Origin of the sequence: Paraburkholderia fynbosensis (genome assembly GCF_902859935.1) — a bacterium.
Lineage (GTDB): Bacteria > Pseudomonadota > Gammaproteobacteria > Burkholderiales > Burkholderiaceae > Paraburkholderia > Paraburkholderia fynbosensis.
The window spans coordinates 197,580-215,211 of record NZ_CADIKI010000002.1 but is presented as its reverse complement, the minus strand read 5'-3'; the positions used below and the strand labels follow the sequence as shown (position 1 = coordinate 215,211).

18 protein-coding genes are annotated in these 17,632 nt (G+C 64.7%); 7 read left to right on the top strand and 11 right to left on the bottom strand.

What is annotated here, in order from left to right; all coding sequences use genetic code 11:
• Window positions 1-146: 146 nt before the first annotated feature.
• The 3 genes from HV770_RS03980 to HV770_RS03970 all read right to left on the bottom strand — a co-directional run bounded on the left by HV770_RS03980 (window position 147) and on the right by HV770_RS03970 (window position 2,682).
• Window positions 147-1,340 (bottom strand): phosphoglycerate kinase, encoded by a 1,194-nt coding sequence (locus tag HV770_RS03980; protein ID WP_175158193.1) that lies wholly within the window; start codon window positions 1,338-1,340, stop codon window positions 147-149.
• 272 nt (window positions 1,341-1,612) lie between these two features.
• The gene (locus tag HV770_RS03975; protein ID WP_175158192.1) at window positions 1,613-1,939 is read right to left on the bottom strand and encodes an AzlD domain-containing protein; all 327 of its coding nucleotides are present in this window, start codon (window positions 1,937-1,939) and stop codon (window positions 1,613-1,615) included.
• On the bottom strand, window positions 1,936-2,682 hold the full coding sequence (locus HV770_RS03970; RefSeq protein WP_175158191.1) for an AzlC family ABC transporter permease: 747 nt from the start codon (window positions 2,680-2,682) through the stop codon (window positions 1,936-1,938). The genes HV770_RS03975 and HV770_RS03970 overlap by 4 nt, the downstream gene beginning before the upstream one ends.
• A gap of 222 nt (window positions 2,683-2,904) precedes the next feature.
• Between HV770_RS03970 and HV770_RS03965 the strand changes: the two genes are divergently transcribed.
• The 6 genes from HV770_RS03965 (at window position 2,905) to HV770_RS03940 (ending at window position 7,821) form a co-directional block, all read left to right on the top strand.
• Window positions 2,905-3,828 (top strand): branched-chain amino acid transaminase, encoded by a 924-nt coding sequence (locus HV770_RS03965; RefSeq protein WP_175158190.1) that lies wholly within the window; start codon window positions 2,905-2,907, stop codon window positions 3,826-3,828.
• A gap of 86 nt (window positions 3,829-3,914) precedes the next feature.
• The gene (locus tag HV770_RS03960; protein WP_175158189.1) at window positions 3,915-4,109 is read left to right on the top strand and encodes a zinc-finger domain-containing protein; all 195 of its coding nucleotides are present in this window, start codon (window positions 3,915-3,917) and stop codon (window positions 4,107-4,109) included.
• Between the two features lie 361 nt (window positions 4,110-4,470).
• Window positions 4,471-5,496, top strand: a complete 1,026-nt coding sequence (gene waaF, locus HV770_RS03955; RefSeq protein ID WP_175158188.1) for a lipopolysaccharide heptosyltransferase II — start codon at window positions 4,471-4,473, stop codon at window positions 5,494-5,496.
• Between the two features lie 182 nt (window positions 5,497-5,678).
• The gene (locus HV770_RS03950) at window positions 5,679-6,125 is read left to right on the top strand and encodes a nuclear transport factor 2 family protein (protein WP_175158187.1); all 447 of its coding nucleotides are present in this window, start codon (window positions 5,679-5,681) and stop codon (window positions 6,123-6,125) included.
• Between the two features lie 51 nt (window positions 6,126-6,176).
• The gene (locus HV770_RS03945) at window positions 6,177-7,247 is read left to right on the top strand and encodes a YheT family hydrolase (protein ID WP_175158186.1); all 1,071 of its coding nucleotides are present in this window, start codon (window positions 6,177-6,179) and stop codon (window positions 7,245-7,247) included.
• On the top strand, window positions 7,240-7,821 hold the full coding sequence (locus HV770_RS03940) for a DUF2946 family protein (RefSeq protein WP_175158185.1): 582 nt from the start codon (window positions 7,240-7,242) through the stop codon (window positions 7,819-7,821). The genes HV770_RS03945 and HV770_RS03940 overlap by 8 nt, the downstream gene beginning before the upstream one ends.
• 72 nt (window positions 7,822-7,893) lie before the next feature.
• Here the strand turns inward: HV770_RS03940 and HV770_RS03935 are convergent, their stop codons facing one another.
• Complete coding sequence (locus tag HV770_RS03935; protein ID WP_175158184.1) at window positions 7,894-9,603, bottom strand: M48 family metalloprotease; 1,710 nt, start codon at window positions 9,601-9,603, stop codon at window positions 7,894-7,896.
• A gap of 143 nt (window positions 9,604-9,746) precedes the next feature.
• Here HV770_RS03935 and moaC point away from each other — a divergent pair, with 143 nt between their 5' ends.
• Window positions 9,747-10,223, top strand: a complete 477-nt coding sequence (gene moaC / locus HV770_RS03930; protein WP_175158183.1) for a cyclic pyranopterin monophosphate synthase MoaC — start codon at window positions 9,747-9,749, stop codon at window positions 10,221-10,223.
• A 64-nt stretch (window positions 10,224-10,287) separates the two neighbouring features.
• Here moaC and HV770_RS03925 read toward each other — a convergent pair whose 3' ends face one another.
• From HV770_RS03925 to recX, 7 genes are all read right to left on the bottom strand, one after another.
• Window positions 10,288-12,075, bottom strand: a complete 1,788-nt coding sequence (locus HV770_RS03925) for a PglL family O-oligosaccharyltransferase (RefSeq protein ID WP_175158182.1) — start codon at window positions 12,073-12,075, stop codon at window positions 10,288-10,290.
• A gap of 148 nt (window positions 12,076-12,223) precedes the next feature.
• Window positions 12,224-12,847, bottom strand: coding sequence for a pilin (locus HV770_RS03920; protein WP_121315628.1), 624 nt, complete (start codon window positions 12,845-12,847; stop codon window positions 12,224-12,226).
• A 176-nt stretch (window positions 12,848-13,023) separates the two neighbouring features.
• On the bottom strand, window positions 13,024-13,728 hold the full coding sequence (locus HV770_RS03915) for a TerC family protein (protein ID WP_175158181.1): 705 nt from the start codon (window positions 13,726-13,728) through the stop codon (window positions 13,024-13,026).
• 144 nt (window positions 13,729-13,872) lie between these two features.
• Window positions 13,873-14,754: a succinate--CoA ligase subunit alpha gene (gene sucD / locus HV770_RS03910; RefSeq protein ID WP_175158180.1), complete on the bottom strand. Its 882-nt coding sequence runs from the start codon at window positions 14,752-14,754 to the stop codon at window positions 13,873-13,875.
• A gap of 116 nt (window positions 14,755-14,870) precedes the next feature.
• A complete protein-coding gene (gene sucC / locus HV770_RS03905) occupies window positions 14,871-16,040 on the bottom strand; it encodes an ADP-forming succinate--CoA ligase subunit beta (protein ID WP_064268774.1) in 1,170 nt (389 codons plus the stop codon).
• Window positions 16,037-16,762 (bottom strand): DUF2889 domain-containing protein, encoded by a 726-nt coding sequence (locus tag HV770_RS03900; RefSeq protein ID WP_175158179.1) that lies wholly within the window; start codon window positions 16,760-16,762, stop codon window positions 16,037-16,039. The genes sucC and HV770_RS03900 overlap by 4 nt, the downstream gene beginning before the upstream one ends.
• A 179-nt stretch (window positions 16,763-16,941) precedes the next feature.
• Entirely contained in the window at window positions 16,942-17,628 is a 687-nt protein-coding gene (gene recX / locus HV770_RS03895) for a recombination regulator RecX (protein WP_175158178.1), read from the bottom strand.
• Between the last annotated feature and the right edge of the window lie 4 nt (window positions 17,629-17,632).

Genomic DNA, 17,632 nt, shown 5'->3' with positions numbered 1-17,632 from the left:
CTTCTGTTGCGGCGGATGCCGCCGCAGTAGCGGTGGAAGGCGCCGCGCGCTCCCCTGCCGTCGCTGCCGCGGTATCGCGCGGCTTGTTGGCACGCTGGCCGCTACGCGCTTTCGCTGACTTTGCCGTTGGGGAGCGCGTCGCCACGTTAAGCCCGCGATTCCAGAACTTCGACCGCCGGCAACTTCTTGCCTTCGAGGAACTCGAGGAAAGCGCCGCCGCCCGTCGAGATGTAGCTGACCTTGTCGTGGATGCCGTACTTGGCGATCGCCGCGAGCGTATCGCCGCCGCCTGCGATCGAGAACGCCGACGACTTGGCGATCGCGTCCGCCAGCGTCTTCGTGCCGTTGCCGAACTGGTCGAATTCGAACACGCCGACCGGGCCGTTCCAGACGATCGTGCCGGCCTTTTCCAGCTGCGCGGCGAGCGCCCTGGCCGTTTGCGGTCCGATATCGAGAATCAGATCGTCGTCCTGGACGTCCGCGACGGCCTTGACTTCAGCCTTGGCGCTCGGCGAAAACTCCTTGGCCGTGACCACGTCGGTCGGGATCGGCACCGAGGCGCCGCGCGCCTTGGCCGCGTCGATGATGGCCTTGGCTTCGTTCACCAGATCGGCTTCGGCGAGCGACTTGCCGATCTTCAGGCCCGCAGCCAGCATGAACGTATTCGCGATGCCGCCGCCGACGATCAGCTGATCGACCTTGTCGGCCAGCGACTTCAGGATCGTCAGCTTGGTCGACACCTTCGACCCGGCAACGATCGCCACCAACGGGCGCTTGGGCGCACCCAGCGCCTTGCCGAGCGCTTCGAGCTCAGCCGCCAGCAGCGGGCCGGCGCAGGCGACCGGGGCGTACTTCGCGATGCCGTGCGTGGTCGCTTCGGCGCGGTGCGCGGTGCCGAACGCGTCATTGACGTAGACGTCGCAGAGCTTCGCCATTTTTTGGGCGAGCTCGTCGGAATCTTTCTTTTCGCCCTTGTTGACGCGGCAGTTTTCCAGCAGCACGACCGAGCCCGGCGCCACGTTCACGCCGTTGTCGACCCAGTTCGCCACCAGCGGCACGTCGCGGCCTAGCAGCTCGGCCAGACGCTTCGCGACCGGCGCGAGCGAGTCTTCCGGCTTGAAGTCGCCTTCGGTCGGGCGACCGAGGTGCGACGTGACCATCACCGCGGCGCCTGCATCGAGGGCCGCCTTGATAGCCGGCACGGAGGCGCGGATGCGGGTGTCTTCGGTGATGTTGCCTTGATCGTCCTGCGGCACGTTCAGATCGGCGCGGATGAACACGCGTTTGCCGGATAGCTTGCCTTCGGCGATCAGATCGGAGAGACGCAATACCTTGTTCATGGGCGTGTGTGTGCGAGTTGATGAGAAGGCGGTAGCGGACGGCGCACAGGCGTCGAGCGCGGCGAATTCCAGCGCTGTGACACGGCAGCGGCTCCACGTGATCGGGCGCCGCCGGCAAGGCCGCGGCTCTCGCGCGTTTGCAGCAGCGCGCACAACCCGGAAATCGGCATTTTAACTGATCCACACTCCCTTCTGACCCGCACGCAGGCGAATCTCGCGTATTTGGAGACGAGACCTTGCATGACGCTGCGCAGCATTCGCCGCCGGTCCCCTCATATGAAGATGCGCAATAGCGTGAACACCACCATCCCCGTGACGATCGTGCCGAGCATGGTGCGCCGCCACAAAAACCACCCGAGACCGGATAGCGTCGCGTAAAACTCATGGTTGGAGGGTGCGAACGACAGGGCGCCGTCCGGCGTCGTCAGCACGTCGGGCAAGACCACGGCAGCCAGCGCCGCGGCCGGCGCGTAGCGCAGCATGCGCTGCACGCGCGCGGGCAGCACCGTGCGCTCCCCCCCGATCAGAAACATTGCACGGGTCACCGCCGTGACGAAGGTCATGCCGAAAATGGCCAGCCAGACTTGCGTGGATGTCATCGTGAATCTCCGGCGCTGTTGCGGATACGGCGCAGATCGGCGCGCTCGACCATCAGGTCGGCGGCGCTGCCGGCGATGATCGCCGCGATCACCGCGAGCGGCAGCGCGAGCCGGTACGGCAGGTCGAATGCGAGCAGCGACACGACCCCGGCGACGCCGACCGCGACCAGCGTGGAGCGCGTCGCGATCGCCGACACCATGATGGGCAGCAGGGCCAGCGTGCCCGCCAGCGCGAGTCCCCAGTTGTCGGGAATCAGGCTCGCGAGCAGGATGCCGACGATCGACGACACCTGCCAGGAGAGCCAACTACACACCGCCATGCCCCAGAAGTACGCCTCCTTGCCCGGCACGTAACCGGTCGGGAAGCTCTTTTTCTGGAACAGCAGATAGATCACGTCGCCGTTGAAATAGCCGAGCACGATGCGCCGCCACATCGACAGATAGGAGAAGTGCGGCGCGAGCCCGACGCTAAAGATCACGAACCGCGTGTTGACCATCGCCGCGGTGAGCAGCACGGTCCAGATCGGCAGCTTGGCGGCGAGCAGCGGCAGCACCGCTAGTTGCGACGAGCCCGCGTAGCACAGCAGCGACATGCTGAGCGCCTGCGGCAGCGTGAGCACGGATTTGCTCATCGCGATACCGGTGACGAGCCCCCACGAGAAAATGGCCATCAGCGTGGGCGAGTAGTCGCGTGCGCCCTCACGGAAGGCACGGCGATCGGTGTCAGACAGACGAGCGAGCATGAGGCGAAACGAGCCGGCGCAAGGCGCCGCAACGAAGGGAAGTCGGCGCCAGGTCGTCAGGCACCCGCTGGCGCATCCGGATATGAATTATGCGTGTGCCGGATTATAGCGTCCGGGATGTGCCCAAATGCCCGTTCCGTGTGCAAAAGACGCTAAAATGACGCTCTTGGCTGCCCCTGACGCGCGTAGCCGCACTTCACAACGCACCCGCTGGAGAATCGTATGTCAATGGCCGACCGCGACGGCAAGATCTGGATGGATGGCAAGCTCATCGACTGGCGCGACGCCAAAATCCATGTGCTCACCCACACGCTGCACTACGGCATGGGCGTTTTCGAAGGCGTACGCGCCTACAAGACGGCCGACGGCGGCACCGCGATTTTCCGTCTGCAGGAGCACACCAAGCGTCTGCTGAACTCCGCCAAGATCTTCCAGATGGACGTGCCGTTCGACCACGAAACGCTCGCCGCCGCGCAGCGCGAAGTCGTCCGCGAGAACAAGCTCGAGTCCTGCTATCTGCGCCCGATCATCTGGGTCGGTTCGGAAAAGCTCGGCGTGTCGGCCAAGGGCAACACGATCCACGTTGCCATCGCCGCCTGGCCGTGGGGCGCTTACCTCGGTGAAGACGGCATGGCCAAGGGCATCCGCGTGAAGACGTCGTCGTTCACCCGCCATCACGTGAACGTGTCGATGGTCCGGGCGAAAGCGTCGGGCTGGTATGTGAACTCGATCCTCGCCAACCAGGAAGCAATCGCCGACGGCTACGACGAAGCGCTCCTGCTCGACGTCGACGGCTACGTGTCGGAAGGCTCGGGCGAGAACTTCTTCCTCGTGAACAACGGCAAGCTGTACACGCCGGACCTGTCGTCGTGTCTGGACGGCATCACGCGTGACACGATCATCACGCTCGCGCGCGACGCCGGCATCCAGGTGATCGAAAAGCGCATCACGCGCGACGAGGTCTACACCTGCGATGAAGCGTTCTTTACCGGCACCGCAGCCGAAGTCACACCGATCCGCGAACTCGACAACCGCACGATCGGCTCGGGCGCACGCGGCCCGATCACCGAGAAGCTGCAATCGGGCTTCTTCGATATCGTGAACGGCAAGAGCGACAAGTACGCGCACTGGCTCACCAAGATCTAACGCGCGCTGCGCCGATCTCCGGGCCCGTTGCCCTTCGGGCCGGCTACCGGCGCAACGCCCGCACCCTGCATACAACGAGAAAGCCCATGAGCGAAATCAAGGAAATGCCGCTGGTCGAACTGTCGGCAAAAGACCTGCCGGCGTACTGCCCGAATCCGGCCATGCCGCGCTGGAGCGCGCATCCGCGCGTCTTTATCGATGTCACGCACGGCGAAGCGCGTTGCCCGTACTGCAGCACGCGTTACAGGCTGCGCGACGGCGAAGTGGTCAAGGGTCATTGAACACGGCGCACTGAGCGTTGCCTGGCGGCGGCGCTGGCTCGGAGTGTCGGGCGCGGGTCGAGGGGTTAGCCGCTGTTTTGCGGTTCGCCCCGTCGGCCGTTTCGTTGTGGGTTCGCTGGCTGACAGGCTGAACATGGTGCTGTCCGCCTTGTCGTCAGGCAGGGTGGGCGGGATTACACAGCAAGCGCACGCAAGCTCGCAGGTCAGCACGCTCTGACGGCGCCGCCATCGGGCCGCCACCGCGGCGCCTCCGGCCCCCCCGGAAGCGCGTCACGCGGTTCGCGGCTTTTCCCTTTTCATCAATCCGAACGCCACGCACATCGCGCGCGGCGTTTCGTTTCGACACCGGACACTCACTCTGATGCGTCGCGCGTTGGTTATCGCACCGAACTGGATCGGTGACGCATTGATGGCGCAGCCGCTGTTTGCGCGCCTCGTGAAATTGCATCCGCGCATCGTCATCGACGCGGTCGCGCCCTCGTGGGTCGCGCCCGTGCTCGAACGCATGCCGGAAATCCGCGACGTCTACGCCACCGACCTCGCGCACGGCAAGCTGCAGATGTTGCGCCGCTGGCAACTGGCGAGCGATTTGCGCGATGTCGGCTACGACGCGGCCTATGTGCTGCCGAACTCGCTCAAGTCGGCGCTGATTCCGTGGCTGGCCGGCATTGCGCTGCGCATCGGCTACACCGGCGAAAGCCGCTATGGCCTGCTGAACGTGCGGCACGCGAATCCGCGCAAGGACGAGCGCCCGCCGATGGTCGGCCAGTACGCCGCCCTCGCCTACGCGCCCGGCGCCAAAATCCCGGACAACCTGCCGATGCCGCGCCTCGACACGGATCTGAACGAAGCGTCGCGCGTGTCGGCGCGCTTCAATCTGGATACGCGCGTGCCGCTGCTGGTGTTCTGTCCGGGCGCCGAGTACGGCCCGGCCAAGCGCTGGCCGCCCGAACACTTCGCCGCGCTCGCGCAGATGGTCGGCCAGTCGTTCCCGTACACGCAGATCGTGGCGCTCGGTTCGCCGAAAGACGCGCCGCTCGCCCAGGCGATCGCCGAGAAGGCGCCGAACGTGCGCAACCTGTGTGGCCAGACCGCACTCGGCGAAGCCTGCGCGCTGATCTCGCGGGCCAACGCGGTCGTCACCAACGACTCCGGCCTAATGCACGTGGCAGCCGCGCTGCGCCGGCCGCTGGTGGCCGTGTACGGTTCGACCGATCCGCGCCACACGCCGCCCTTGTCGGAGCTTGCGAAGGTACAATGGCTCCATCTCGAATGCAGCCCCTGTTTCGAGCGCGAATGTCCGCTCGGGCATCTGAACTGTCTGAAGCAACTGAGCGCCGAACAGGTCTTCGGCGATTTGCGCGGCATGCTGCTCGCGCAACGCTGAGCCGACTGATAGTCGACTTGATACTTGCACGCAACACCGCACGCCCCCGTGCGCGTCGCGTCATGTTCGCGCCTTGCGGCACGGGCATGCTGACGCTGCGGGGCCGACAGGTCCGGTGCGCCGGACTGTCCCGCTGACCGCTGCCCCGCAACCGCGCGCCGCGCACAAGAGACTGACGAGCCATGCCACGTTTTGCCCATATCTTCGAAGCCGCCGCCGACACCCTGAACGCCTACTATCAGGCCGTCGCCGAGGTCAATATCGACAGCTTGATGGGCCTGTGGATCGATGAGGAGTTCGTCAGCTGCATCTGCGCCGACGGCTCGCACCTGCACGGTCTCGACAGCATCCGCGCCGGCTTGCAGAGACAGCTCGAGGCCGCGCCCGTGTCGATCGAGCCGCTCGACATCCGCGTCTACGACAGTCTTGGCACCGTCGTCTATGCGATTGCCGAGGCGCATCGGCCAGCCGACCCCACCGCCACGCCCGCCATGGTCTTCACCACTTACGTGATGGTCCACGAACGCGGCGAGTGGCGCATCGCACACATTCACGCGAGCCCGATGCCGAACGAGGCCGCGAGCCAGTTCGCCACCAAGATGCGGCATGGTCAGGGCTCGCTGCACTGACGTACGGTCTTAGATCAGGTTCGCGTTTTATTTTTTTGTTCCAACGCCGGCATGAGTTCGACGCACGATAAACCCGTTTCCTCCGGCACGGCTCAGACCACGGTCGCGGCCGCCGTCGAGGCCACTGTCGAGCTGCTCTACCGTGCCCCACTGTGGCTGCCGAACCGGCATGCGCAGACCATCGTCCCGTCGCTGTTTGCGCGCCGCCCGGCGGTGTCGTTTCGCCGCGAGCGCTGGGACACGCCCGACGGCGATTTCATCGATCTCGACTGGGTCCTGCCGGACGGCCAGTCCGCCGCACCCCATGCACCCGCCGTCGACGCCCCGCTGTTCGTGTTGTTTCACGGCCTCGAAGGCAGTTCGGGTTCGCACTACGCGGCGACGCTGATGGCGGCCGCGCGCGACTACGGCTGGCACGGCGTCGTGCCGCACTTTCGCAGTTGCAGCGGGACGATGAACCGCCTGCCGCGCTTTTATCATCTCGCCGACAGCAACGAAGTCGACTGGGTGCTGCGCCGCTTGCGCGCCGCGCATCGCGGGCCGGTCGTGGCAGCGGGTGTGTCGCTCGGCGGCAACGTGCTGCTGCGCTGGCTGGGCGAACGGCGCGAGGACGCCGCGTCGGTGGTCGCGGCGGCCGCCGCGATTTCGACGCCGATCGACGTGCATGCGGGCGGCCGTGCGTTGTCGCAAGGCTTCGGTCTCGTCTATACGCGAAGTTTCCTGAAGACGCTCAAGCAGAAGGCCGACCAGAAGCTGGCCCAGTTTCCCGGCCTGTTCGACCGCGACGCGATGCTGGCGAGCCGCACCATGTACGAGTTCGACAACGTGGTGACCGCGCCGCTGCACGGCTTTCGCGATACCGACCACTACTGGAGCAGCGCGACCACGCGGCCGCTGTTGCCGCACATCCAGGTGCCGACGCTGGTGCTCAATGCGCGCAACGACCCGTTCCTGCCGGCGGAGGCGCTGCCGTCGCGGCATGAAGTCTCGGCGGCTGTTGAGCTCGACCAACCGAGGCACGGCGGCCACGCCGGCTTCATGACCGGGCCGTTCCCGGGCCGCATCGACTGGCTGTCGCGGCGCGTGTTCGGCTACCTGGAGCGGCACGTCGATCATGGATGACATCGTCAAACAGGCTTTGGCCAAATGGCCGAACGTGCCGAGCTGCACGGGCTGGCTGATGCTGGACCGGCGCGGCAACTGGCGCATGCGTGACGAAGCGGCCCAGGCGAGCGGTTCGCCGGGCACGCCGATCCGGCATGAGGCGCTGCTCGGCTTCATCAACCGGAACTACGGCGCCGACGAACACGGGCAGTGGTTTTTCCAGAACGGCCCGCAGCGGGTGTACGTGGAGTTGGGTTACACGCCGTGGGTGGTGCGGTTGTCGGCGAACGCCGATGGCACGCTCGCGTTGCAGGACCAGGCAGGCGGTGCCTTCGAGCCCGCGGCTGCGTTTATCGACGAAGAAGGCGGGATTCTGTTTGCCGACAATGCCGACAATGCGGCGCGCCCGAGAGTCGCGGTTTTGCACGATCACGATCTGGAGATGTTCTCCAATCACGCGACGCTAGCCGAGGATTCGATGAGCGGCGAGTTCCACTGGAACGACCAGGCCGTGTTGCCGCTGCAAGCGATACGGCGCGGCGAGGTCGCCATGCGCTTCGGGTTCGAGCCGAGTCCGGCGGCGAAGGTTTAGGGCTAAGGACCTGGCGTGCACGACGTATAGTGCTCAGTGCGCGCAGACGATGGGATCCGCCTTAACCGCTAGCTAGCTCTTCTCATCGAGCCGTTCTTCCTTGTAGCGGCTCTCCATTTCGTGCAGGCGCGCATCGACGGTCGCGAGATCGTAGTAGCCGATCGTCTTCAAATCGCGCGCGTCTTTCAGTTGCCGGATTGCCGACGGCCACGCTCCCTCCAGCGCGAACTTCTCCGCCATCGCCCGATGCTGCGTCAACGCATCGCCGCTGCCCGCGCTCGCCTGCGCGAGATACAGCCACCAGGCAGGCTGATCCGGGTGCGCGAGCGTTTCCTTCCGTGCGAGCGCCTGCGCGTCGGCAAAACGGCGCAAGGTCAGCAAGGTGCGGACGTGCATGTCGATGGCGGCATTTGACTGCGGCCAGCGCTTCTGCGCAAACTCCGCGAGACGCGCGGCTTCGTCGTTGCGGCCTGCGCGCCGCGCGATGTCGGCGGCCAGCACGTCGAAGCTCGGCGAACTGCGCGCGGGTGCGCCCTCGGCGCGCTCGCCGGTCGCGAATGCGGCGCGCGACGTCGCGAGTGACGCCACCGCATCGTCATAACGGTCGAGCAGCATCTGCCCATACGCGATGCCGTACCAGTTCGCCGCGACGTTGACCGCGGTGCGGTCTTCGATCTCCGAACGCAGGCGCGAAATCTCGTCAGCGTACTCGCTGCGCGAGCGGTCCTGCAGCAAACGCGCCCGTGCGCGCACGAAACCGTATTCGGGCGCCTGATGCGGCTGCCGGTACGGCGCGCGGCGCGCGCGGTCTTCCATGTCGGCGATCCGCTCGCCGGTCAGCGGGTGTGTGCGCGCGTATGCGGGAACACCTGTGTCGCTCATTGCCGCGCGATCGAGCCGGCCGAAGAAGGTCACCATCGCGTAGGGGTCGTAGCCCGCGCCGGCCAGCAGCAGAAAGCCGACGCGGTCAGCCTCGTGCTCGGCGGAACGCGAAAAGCGCAGCTGGCTGTCGACCGCATACGCCTGGCCGCCGATCGCAATCGCGCTGCCCAGGTCCCCGCTGTGCGCGAGCACGCCCGCCAGCACACCGAACAGCAGGCCGGCAAGCGCGGCATAGCTGCTGCGCTCGCTGGCGGAGATCATCCGCGAGATGTGACGCTGCAGCACGTGGCCCATTTCGTGACCCAGCACCGACGCCAGTTCGGACTCGGTCTGCGTCGCCGCGATCAAACCGGTATTCACGCCGATGAACCCACCCGGCAGCGAGAACGCGTTGATCTGTGAATCGCGCACGGCGAATAGCTCGAAGTCCGGACGATAGCCGCCGAGATATAGCGCGCTCGCCGCCGCCGCGAGTTTGGCGGCCACCGAGTTGAGGTAGTCGCGCACGAGCCAGTCGTCGAGATAGTCGGGGTCGCGACGCACTTCGCGCATCACACGCTCGCCGAGCTTGCGCTCGGCTTGCGGCGTCAGCGCGCCCGAGCCTCCGCTACCGAGGTCGGGCAATTGCTGGGTAGCGATCGGCGCGCGCCAACTGCTGCTCAGACCGGCGTTGCCGGAGAGGCGACTCTGCGCGCCGCCGTACACGCCGAATACGCCTTGCGCGATGTCGGGCGGTACGAGCGGGCCGGCGTAGGCGTCGGACGGCCCGCTGATCAACGGCGATTCAGCGGGCTGCGCGTTGAGCGCGAGTTTCGGCGCGGTGTGCGATTGCGCGAACGCGCCCGGCGGCGCCACGAGCGCGACAGACACCAACGCAGCAAGAAACCGTTTCAGACGCATCGCGAAGTCGGTAACGAAGTCGGAAAGCGACGCCCGCCGCTCGGTCTAAGATAGCGGGCACGGGGCAATTGTAATCAGCCGATGCGGCGCTCCGGGTGGTTGCGTCGCACTGCTATGATAGGCGCCCTCTGAAGGAGCCAACCATGCCTGAACTCACTCATTTCGACGCCGCGGGCCAAGCGCATATGGTGGACGTCGGCGGCAAGCAGGAGACCAAGCGCATCGCCATCGCGCGCGGCTCGATCCGCATGCTGCCGCAGACGTTCGCGCTGATCCGCGACGGCAACGCCAAAAAGGGCGACGTGATCGGCATCGCGCGCATTGCAGCGATTCAAGGCTCGAAGCGCACTGCCGATCTGATCCCGCTCTGTCATCCGCTCGCGCTGACGCGCGTAAAAGTGGACTTCGAACTCGATGAAACGCTGCCTGGCGTGCACTGCACGGTTCAGGTGGAAACGCTCGGTCGAACAGGTGTGGAGATGGAAGCGCTGACCGCCGTGCAGGTGGGGCTGCTGACGGTGTATGACATGTGCAAGGCGGTGGATCGCGGGATGACGATTACCGATGTCAAGGTGCTGGAGAAGCACGGTGGGAAGTCGGGGGATTGGGTGGCGGGTTGATGGCGGCTTACGCCATCAACCGGCTTCCCTGACGCTTTGATCTCTGCGACGGACGCGACCGGCATCAATCCTCGTCGCTCTCGTCGTCGTTCTGATTGACGTCGGACGACGGCATGCCATAGCGCTTGACCAGTTCCGCCTTGAAGGCGGCCAGCGACTTGTGCTCATCGGTCAACTGGTACAGATTGCCCAGTTGCGACGGCCAGTCCTTCAACTCCTGCGCAAAAATCTTCAGGCGTTCGACGGTATCGAGCGCGGCCGCCGTATCTCCGCTCAGCGCCTGCAACACCGCATAGCGTCGCAACACGGTTTCGCCCGGCAGCAGCGCAATGGCCTGCCTGTGCATCGCGAGCTTGCGTTGCAGGTCGACCGAATTCATCGGCTGCAACGTCGCGAGGCCGTACTCGCCCCACGCCCGGAACAGGAACGACGGGGCCGCAGTGTATTGCTCCGCCGGCCGCGAGCCGTAGTACAGCACCTCCGCGCGCGCATAGTCGCGATATACCGGATACAGCGCGGCCAGTCCGCCGAACACCACCACCGCAAACGCGCCGAACGACAGACGTGCGGGCACGAGCCGCAACGGCCGGGTCTCGAGCAAGCCGAACACGAACATTGCCGGCAACAGGAAGAACATGTACTGCTGCGGATATTCGACCAGCGCGTGCATCGTCAGCACGCCAATCAGCGCGATGCCGAACACGCGCGTGGCGCTTTGCGGGGCACGCGCGACGCGCACGAGCCAGGCGACGAGCCCGAACAGCACGATGGCCACACCGATCAGGCCGGTCTTCGCGAGCAGATCGATGAAGATATCGTGCGAATTATTGGCGATCTCGACGCCGCCGAGCGTCCTCACCAGCTCGTACTGATAGCTCGGAAATTCGCCCCAGCCGACGCCCAGCAGCGGATGAGTTCTGAACATCGTCCAGCCGTACTTCCACAGCGCGAGGCGCGGCGCGATCTGACCGGCGTCCTTGAAGCGGTCCGCCGCCGACTGTGCGAGTTCAAGGTGATAGTGCACATTGGCCCAGCGGATCAGCGCGTTGACCACGAAGAACAGCACGGCAAGAGCGATCGGAATGATCCACTCACGGTTGCTGCGGCGTAGCAGCGGTTCGCTGCGAATCTGCGCGAATGCCATCCAGAAGCCCGCAACGACGATCACCCCCATCTGTAGCCAAGGGCCGCGCGATACCGTCAGCGCCAGTCCCGCCGCGAAGATCGTCGATACGAGCAGCCAGATGCCAACGGCCAGCCGCCGCGTCTGCACGAGGAACAGCGCGCCCGCCATCGCGAAGGCGATATAGGTGGCGAGGTGGTTCGCCTGCGCCATATTGCCGAACGGCCGGCGCTCGACGGTCACGTTATACGCGACGACGAACGGCGCCACACGCGTCTCCAGGTGAAAGAGCTGGATTACCTGACTGAACACCGCGAACAACCCACCCACGATCAGCGCGCCAGCCGCCCAGCGCAATGCGGTCTCGTCGAGCTTGGCGCGCGAGAAGCCGTAGCCCGCATGAACCGCCATGAACCCCGCGAGCAGGAAACCGGCGCCGAGCCAGTTCAGCGACGGCTGTGCGACCGGCAGCAGCAGCGCTTGCGCGACCAGCACCAGTCCGAACAGCAACGGCACCAGCGCGACCATCGGCGATGCGAACGTGATGCGTGGTCTCGCCGTCGCCATCAGCAACACGACACCCGCACCGGTCAGCAGATATAGCGCGAGCGCGGTGAACTCAGCGTAGAAGGTCGGAATCGGGTACGTATGGTTGGCGACCGCATACGGCAGCACCAACGCGAGAGCCAGCAGAATGAGAGACAGGTAGCGCGCAAATGGGGTGGGCATCGAGTAACCGGAGGGCGTCAAGCAACCGGCGCACTATACAAAAAATTCCTTGCGCTGTGCGCCGGCCCGGCCGAAATATGCCGAAAATCAGCCTTTTACGTGCGCTCCGCCTTCATGCGGCCACGCGTTGGCTGAATCACGCGCTCGATCACGAGCGGCATTCCGGCGGTGCGAGATTCGACGCCAGCGTGGGTGCGTCGGCGGGTGCGGGCCCCGCGCCCGGCGCTGGCAACGAAGACGCAGTTTTGCCGCCCGCGAAACACTCCCAAGTTAGCGCGCCGCCCTGCACCGAGTCCTTGGCCAATGCGACCCGCGCGGTAGGTGCGTCCGCATTGTCTGGGACCGACGGCACCAGCGTCAGCGTGTTCGAGCCGGCGGGCGCGACGCGCGTCGTGAAGGCGATCGTGATCTGGCCGGTGTCGTCGTCGACCCGGATGGACTCCACGTTGCGCGTCGCGGGCGGCGACGCGTAACCGCCGCTGAACGCATTGCCGCTCGCGGCGTTTTCGGCGACCGCGAGCCGAGCGGACGAGGCGAGCGACAGCCCCTCGCCCACCCGGCTGCGAGCCAGATAGTCCTGGTACGCGGGGATCGCATAGGCCGCGATCACACCGACGATCGCCAGCACGATCATCAGTTCGATCAGCGTGAAGCCGACGCCGAAGCGGCGGCAAACGCGCGCGAGCCGCGCGGACCACGCCGCTCGCCCGAACAGGGAACGCGCGGCAAGCGAGGACTGGGAATAAGGGGAATACGGCAAGGTAACGATCATCGGCAGGCTCCTGAAACGAAAAACGCCTGCCCCGGATCGGGGACAGGCGTTTCAATCGTAGCCAGCGACGCTCGCGGCTCACAGTCAGCCGAATGGCTAACGTTGCGCTGAAGCGCTACAGCGGCAGCAGGTTCTGCTTCAGGTTCGGGCTCATGCGTGCATGCGGCCCGTGCGCCTCACGCCGCCGCACGATTGGCGTTGCGACGCTTCAATAGATAGCCGAGGATCACGACGAACAACGCGCCCGCGATGCTCATCCCGTATTCAGCGGCGGGCGTGTCGAGAATCGGCCAACGGTCGCCGGCCGGGTCGTTGATGATGAGACCGCCCGCGATCCAGCCCAGCAACGCGGCGCCGAGCAGGATGACAATCGGGAAACGGTCGAGCAGCTTGAGGACGATCTGGCTGCCCCAAACGATCAGCGGAATGCTCACCACCAAGCCGAAAATCACCAGCGCGATTCGATGCTGCTCATCGGCCGCTTCAGCCGCGCCCGCTATGGCGATCACGTTGTCAAGGCTCATCACCGCATCCGCGACGATGATGGTCTTGATCGCCGACATCAACCGGTCGGCCGGCTTGATGTTCTCATGCGGGTCGTGCGCAGGCGCCATCAGACGCACGCCGATCCACAGCAGCAACAGCCCGCCCGTGAACTTCAGCAGCGGCACGTCGAGCAGCACGACCGCGAAGGCGATCAGCGCCACACGCAGCACGATCGCTCCCGCCGTCCCCCACAGCACGCCGCGTATGCGTTGGGCGGGCGGCAGATTGCGGCAGGCCAGCGCGATCACGACAGCGTTATCGCCACCCAGCAGGATGTCGATGACGATGATCTGGAAGACCGCGCCCCAATGGAGGGTGGTGAGGAATTCGAGCATGAGAAGAAGAATAAGAAAAAATCTGCCGCGCGGACAATAAAAAAGCGGGGGGCTAAACCCCCCGCTTTTTCGGGACCGCCCGCTCACGAAAGGACTTCGTAAGCGTAACAAAAAACGCGCCGCAACAGCGCGCGAATTTCGTTCTTACAGCATCGCCTTCAGAAGACGCGCCATTTCCGACGGGTTCTTCGTGACCTTGATACCGCATGCGTCCATGATTTCCAGCTTCGCTTCAGCCGTATCCGCTCCGCCCGAGATCAGCGCGCCCGCATGGCCCATGCGCTTGCCCGGAGGCGCCGTGACACCCGCGATGAAGCCAACCACCGGCTTCTTCATGTTGTCCTTGATCCACTCAGCGGCGTTCGCTTCGTCCGGACCGCCGATTTCGCCGATCATGATGACGGCGTCCGTATCCGGATCGTCGTTGAACATCTTCATCACGTCGATGTGCTTCAGACCGTTGATCGGGTCGCCGCCGATACCGACTGCCGACGACTGGCCCAGGCCAATCGCCGTCAACTGGCCGACTGCTTCGTACGTCAGCGTGCCCGAACGCGACACGACGCCGATGCGGCCCTTGCGGTGGATGTGACCCGGCATGATGCCGATCTTCAGTTCGTCCGGCGTGATCGTGCCCGGGCAGTTCGGTCCGAGCAGCAGGGTCTTGCGGTTTTCTGCGCGCATACGGGCCTTGAGCTCGATCATGTCACGCACGGGAATGCCTTCCGTGATACAGATCGCGAGATCCAGCTCGGCTTCGACCGCTTCCCAGATTGCCGCAGCAGCGCCCGCCGGCGGAACGTAAATCACCGACACGGTCGCGCCCGTTTCAGCCTTGGCTTCCGCGACGCTGGCGTAGATAGGAATGCCTTCGAAATCTTCGCCGGCCCGCTTCGGGTTCACGCCTGCAACGTACGCTTCGCGGCCGTTTGCATATTCACGGCAAGCACGCGTGTGGAACTGACCGGTCTTGCCGGTGATGCCCTGCGTGATGACCTTGGTGTCTTTGTTAATCAGAATCGACATGTATAAACCTCTGTTCGTTTGGCGTCATGCGGTTGCGCCGCGAGGCGCAATGTCCTCGCCCGCGTCGCTCGCACGCCGCCATTCGTAATCCTGGTAAACGCGCTGGGGGTTTTGGCTTACGCCTTGCCCGCAGCGGCCGCGACGACCTTCTGAGCCGCTTCTTCCATGCTGTCCGCCGCGATGATCGGCAGACCGGATTCGGCGAGCATCTTCTTGCCCAGGTCTTCGTTCGTGCCCTTCATGCGGACCACGAGCGGCACCTTCAGCGACACGGCCTTCGACGCCGCGATCACGCCTTCCGCGATCACGTCGCAGCGCATGATGCCGCCGAAAATATTGACCAGAATCGCGGTCAGATTCGGGTTCTTCAGCATGATCTTGAACGCTTCCGTGACCTTCTCGGTCGTGGCGCCACCGCCCACGTCGAGGAAGTTCGCCGGTTCGCCGCCGAACAGCTTGATGGTGTCCATCGTTGCCATCGCGAGGCCTGCGCCGTTCACGAGGCAGCCGATGTTGCCGTCGAGCGAGATGTACGCGAGGTCGAACTTCGATGCTTCGACTTCAGCCGGATCTTCTTCGTCCAGATCGCGGTACGCGACGATTTCCGGATGACGGAACAGTGCGTTCGAATCGAAGTTGAACTTGGCGTCCAGCGCGATGACCTTGCCGTCGCCGGTCAGGATCAGCGGGTTGATTTCGGCCAGCGATGCGTCGGTTTCCCAGAATGCCTTGTACAGACCTTGCAGGATCGCGCGCGCTTGCGGCAGCGAAGCGGCGGGCACGCCGATCTTCGTTGCGAGTTCGTCAGCTTCAGCGTCCTTCAGACCGGTCGCCGGGTCGACGGCGATCTTGTGGATCAGCTCAGGCGTCTTTTCCGCGACTTCTTCGACGTCCATGCCGCCTTCGCTCGATGCCATCACGACGATCTTCTGGGAAACGCGATCGATCACGAGACCGACATACAGTTCCTTCTTGATGTCCGCGCCTTCTTCGATCAGCAGACGGTTCACCTTCTGGCCTTCCGGACCGGTCTGGTGCGTGACGAGCTGCATGCCGAGGATCTGGTTCGAGTATTCGCGAACCTGTTCCAGCGACTTCGCGACCTTCACGCCGCCGCCCTTGCCACGGCCACCCGCGTGGATCTGAGCCTTCACGACCCATACCGGGCCGCCGAGCTCTTCCGCGGCCTTGACCGCATCATCCACCGAGAAGACCGGCTTGCCGCGCGGTACCGCGACGCCGAATTTCCGCAGGATTTCCTTACCCTGGTACTCGTGAATCTTCATGCGTGATTCCCTTCAGTCTGAGAGTTGGATTGAACTTCGTTTCCGCTGCCGTCGTTCATGCCGGACGCGTTGCCGCCCTCGCCTGACGATGCCGCGCGATCCGCTGACCGCGGTGCGTGGCCATACCAGCGCGGATAAAACTCTTGCACCGCCTCGCCGTCGAAACGCAGCGCGTGGCAGCGTCCCAGCTGGAATGGCGGTTTGTCGTTGAAATGCTCGCCTGTGCTGTTAGACGACTCGTCTTCTGAACCTGCGCTCGCGCCTCGCGTGCCGCCATTGGAGTCACCGGTGTTCCACACGTCGCCGGCGAATGCCTGGATCGCGGCGGTCGGCAGAATCGCACACAACTCGGTGAGATGCGTGCAACCGGTCGTGCCGCCGAGCAAACGGGCAACATCGCGACGAAAGTTGTGATGGAGATTGAGCCCGATGAGGGCACGGTAGGCGGGATTGCTGACTTGGCATAAACCAGGATAGGGCACCCAGTCGGACGACGCCTCGGCGTCGACGACATTGAGCTTGCGATCGATGGTGATGCGAAGCCAGAGTTCATGGATCGGCTGACCATTGGGCCGGACGCCCGACGCAAGCTCCACATCGCGTGGTTTTTCGTCGGTCAAGCACGCTTCCACATCCCACAGGCCATCGGCTCGCTCATAGGCTTCCGCTCTGATTGCGCGACGGTGGCGCAACTGACGGGACACTGGCGGGGAAAGCGGCATGCGGGAAGGAAAGGCCGGATTGGAAAACCCACGAATTTTAGCATACTGGGTATTTGAGACAGATTGGAATCCGCAAGGGCGGCCAGCGAGGCTGGGAGCCTGTCTCGAAGGAAATGGGTGAGAGGCCGGAAGGGAAGGCCCAAAAACGGCAACCGAAGTCAACGCGGCTATTCGCCGCCTCATTCCTCGTCGATGCCTTTGAGGATTTTGCCGATCGTGGCGCCCGAGAAACCGCGCGCCGCCAGAAAGCGCATCTGCTTCGCCCGCTCGGCGGGCGTTTCGGGAAGCTGGCCGAACTTTTTGCGCCAGACGGCCTGAGCACGCGCGAGTTCGGTCTCTCGCAATTGCGCGCTCGCCTCTTCGACGAGTGTCTGGTCGAGCGCATGTTGCTTCAGTTCGCCGAGAATCCGATTCGCGCCGAGCCGCGACGAGCGACGGTGAACCAGGCTTTCCGCGAAACGCGAGTCGGACAGCCAGTTTTCGGCCTCCAGTGCATCGAGCACCGTGTCGAGCGAATCGGTTTCTTCCACGAATGGCTTCAGTTTGCGTGCGAGTTCGGTACGACTGTATTCGCGGCGCGACAGATAGCCGAGCGCGCGCCCTTTCAGCGAACGTGCGGGACGTTGGGATTTTTTTGCTTCGTCTTGCCCCGGATTCGCTTCGCCAGGAGTGCGACGCGAACGGGTGTACGTGGTCTCGGAAGGGACCGAGGTTGAGGACTGCGAGGGTTCAGACTGCGCACGCTGCTGGCCGTGGCCCGCAGCGCGGTCGTGTGCGTCGAACGATTCGAAAGGATCGTCACCGTCATCGCGCGGGCCGACCGAATGGCGTCCGCCATCTGACCACGGTCGGCCCTTGCGTATCACTTGA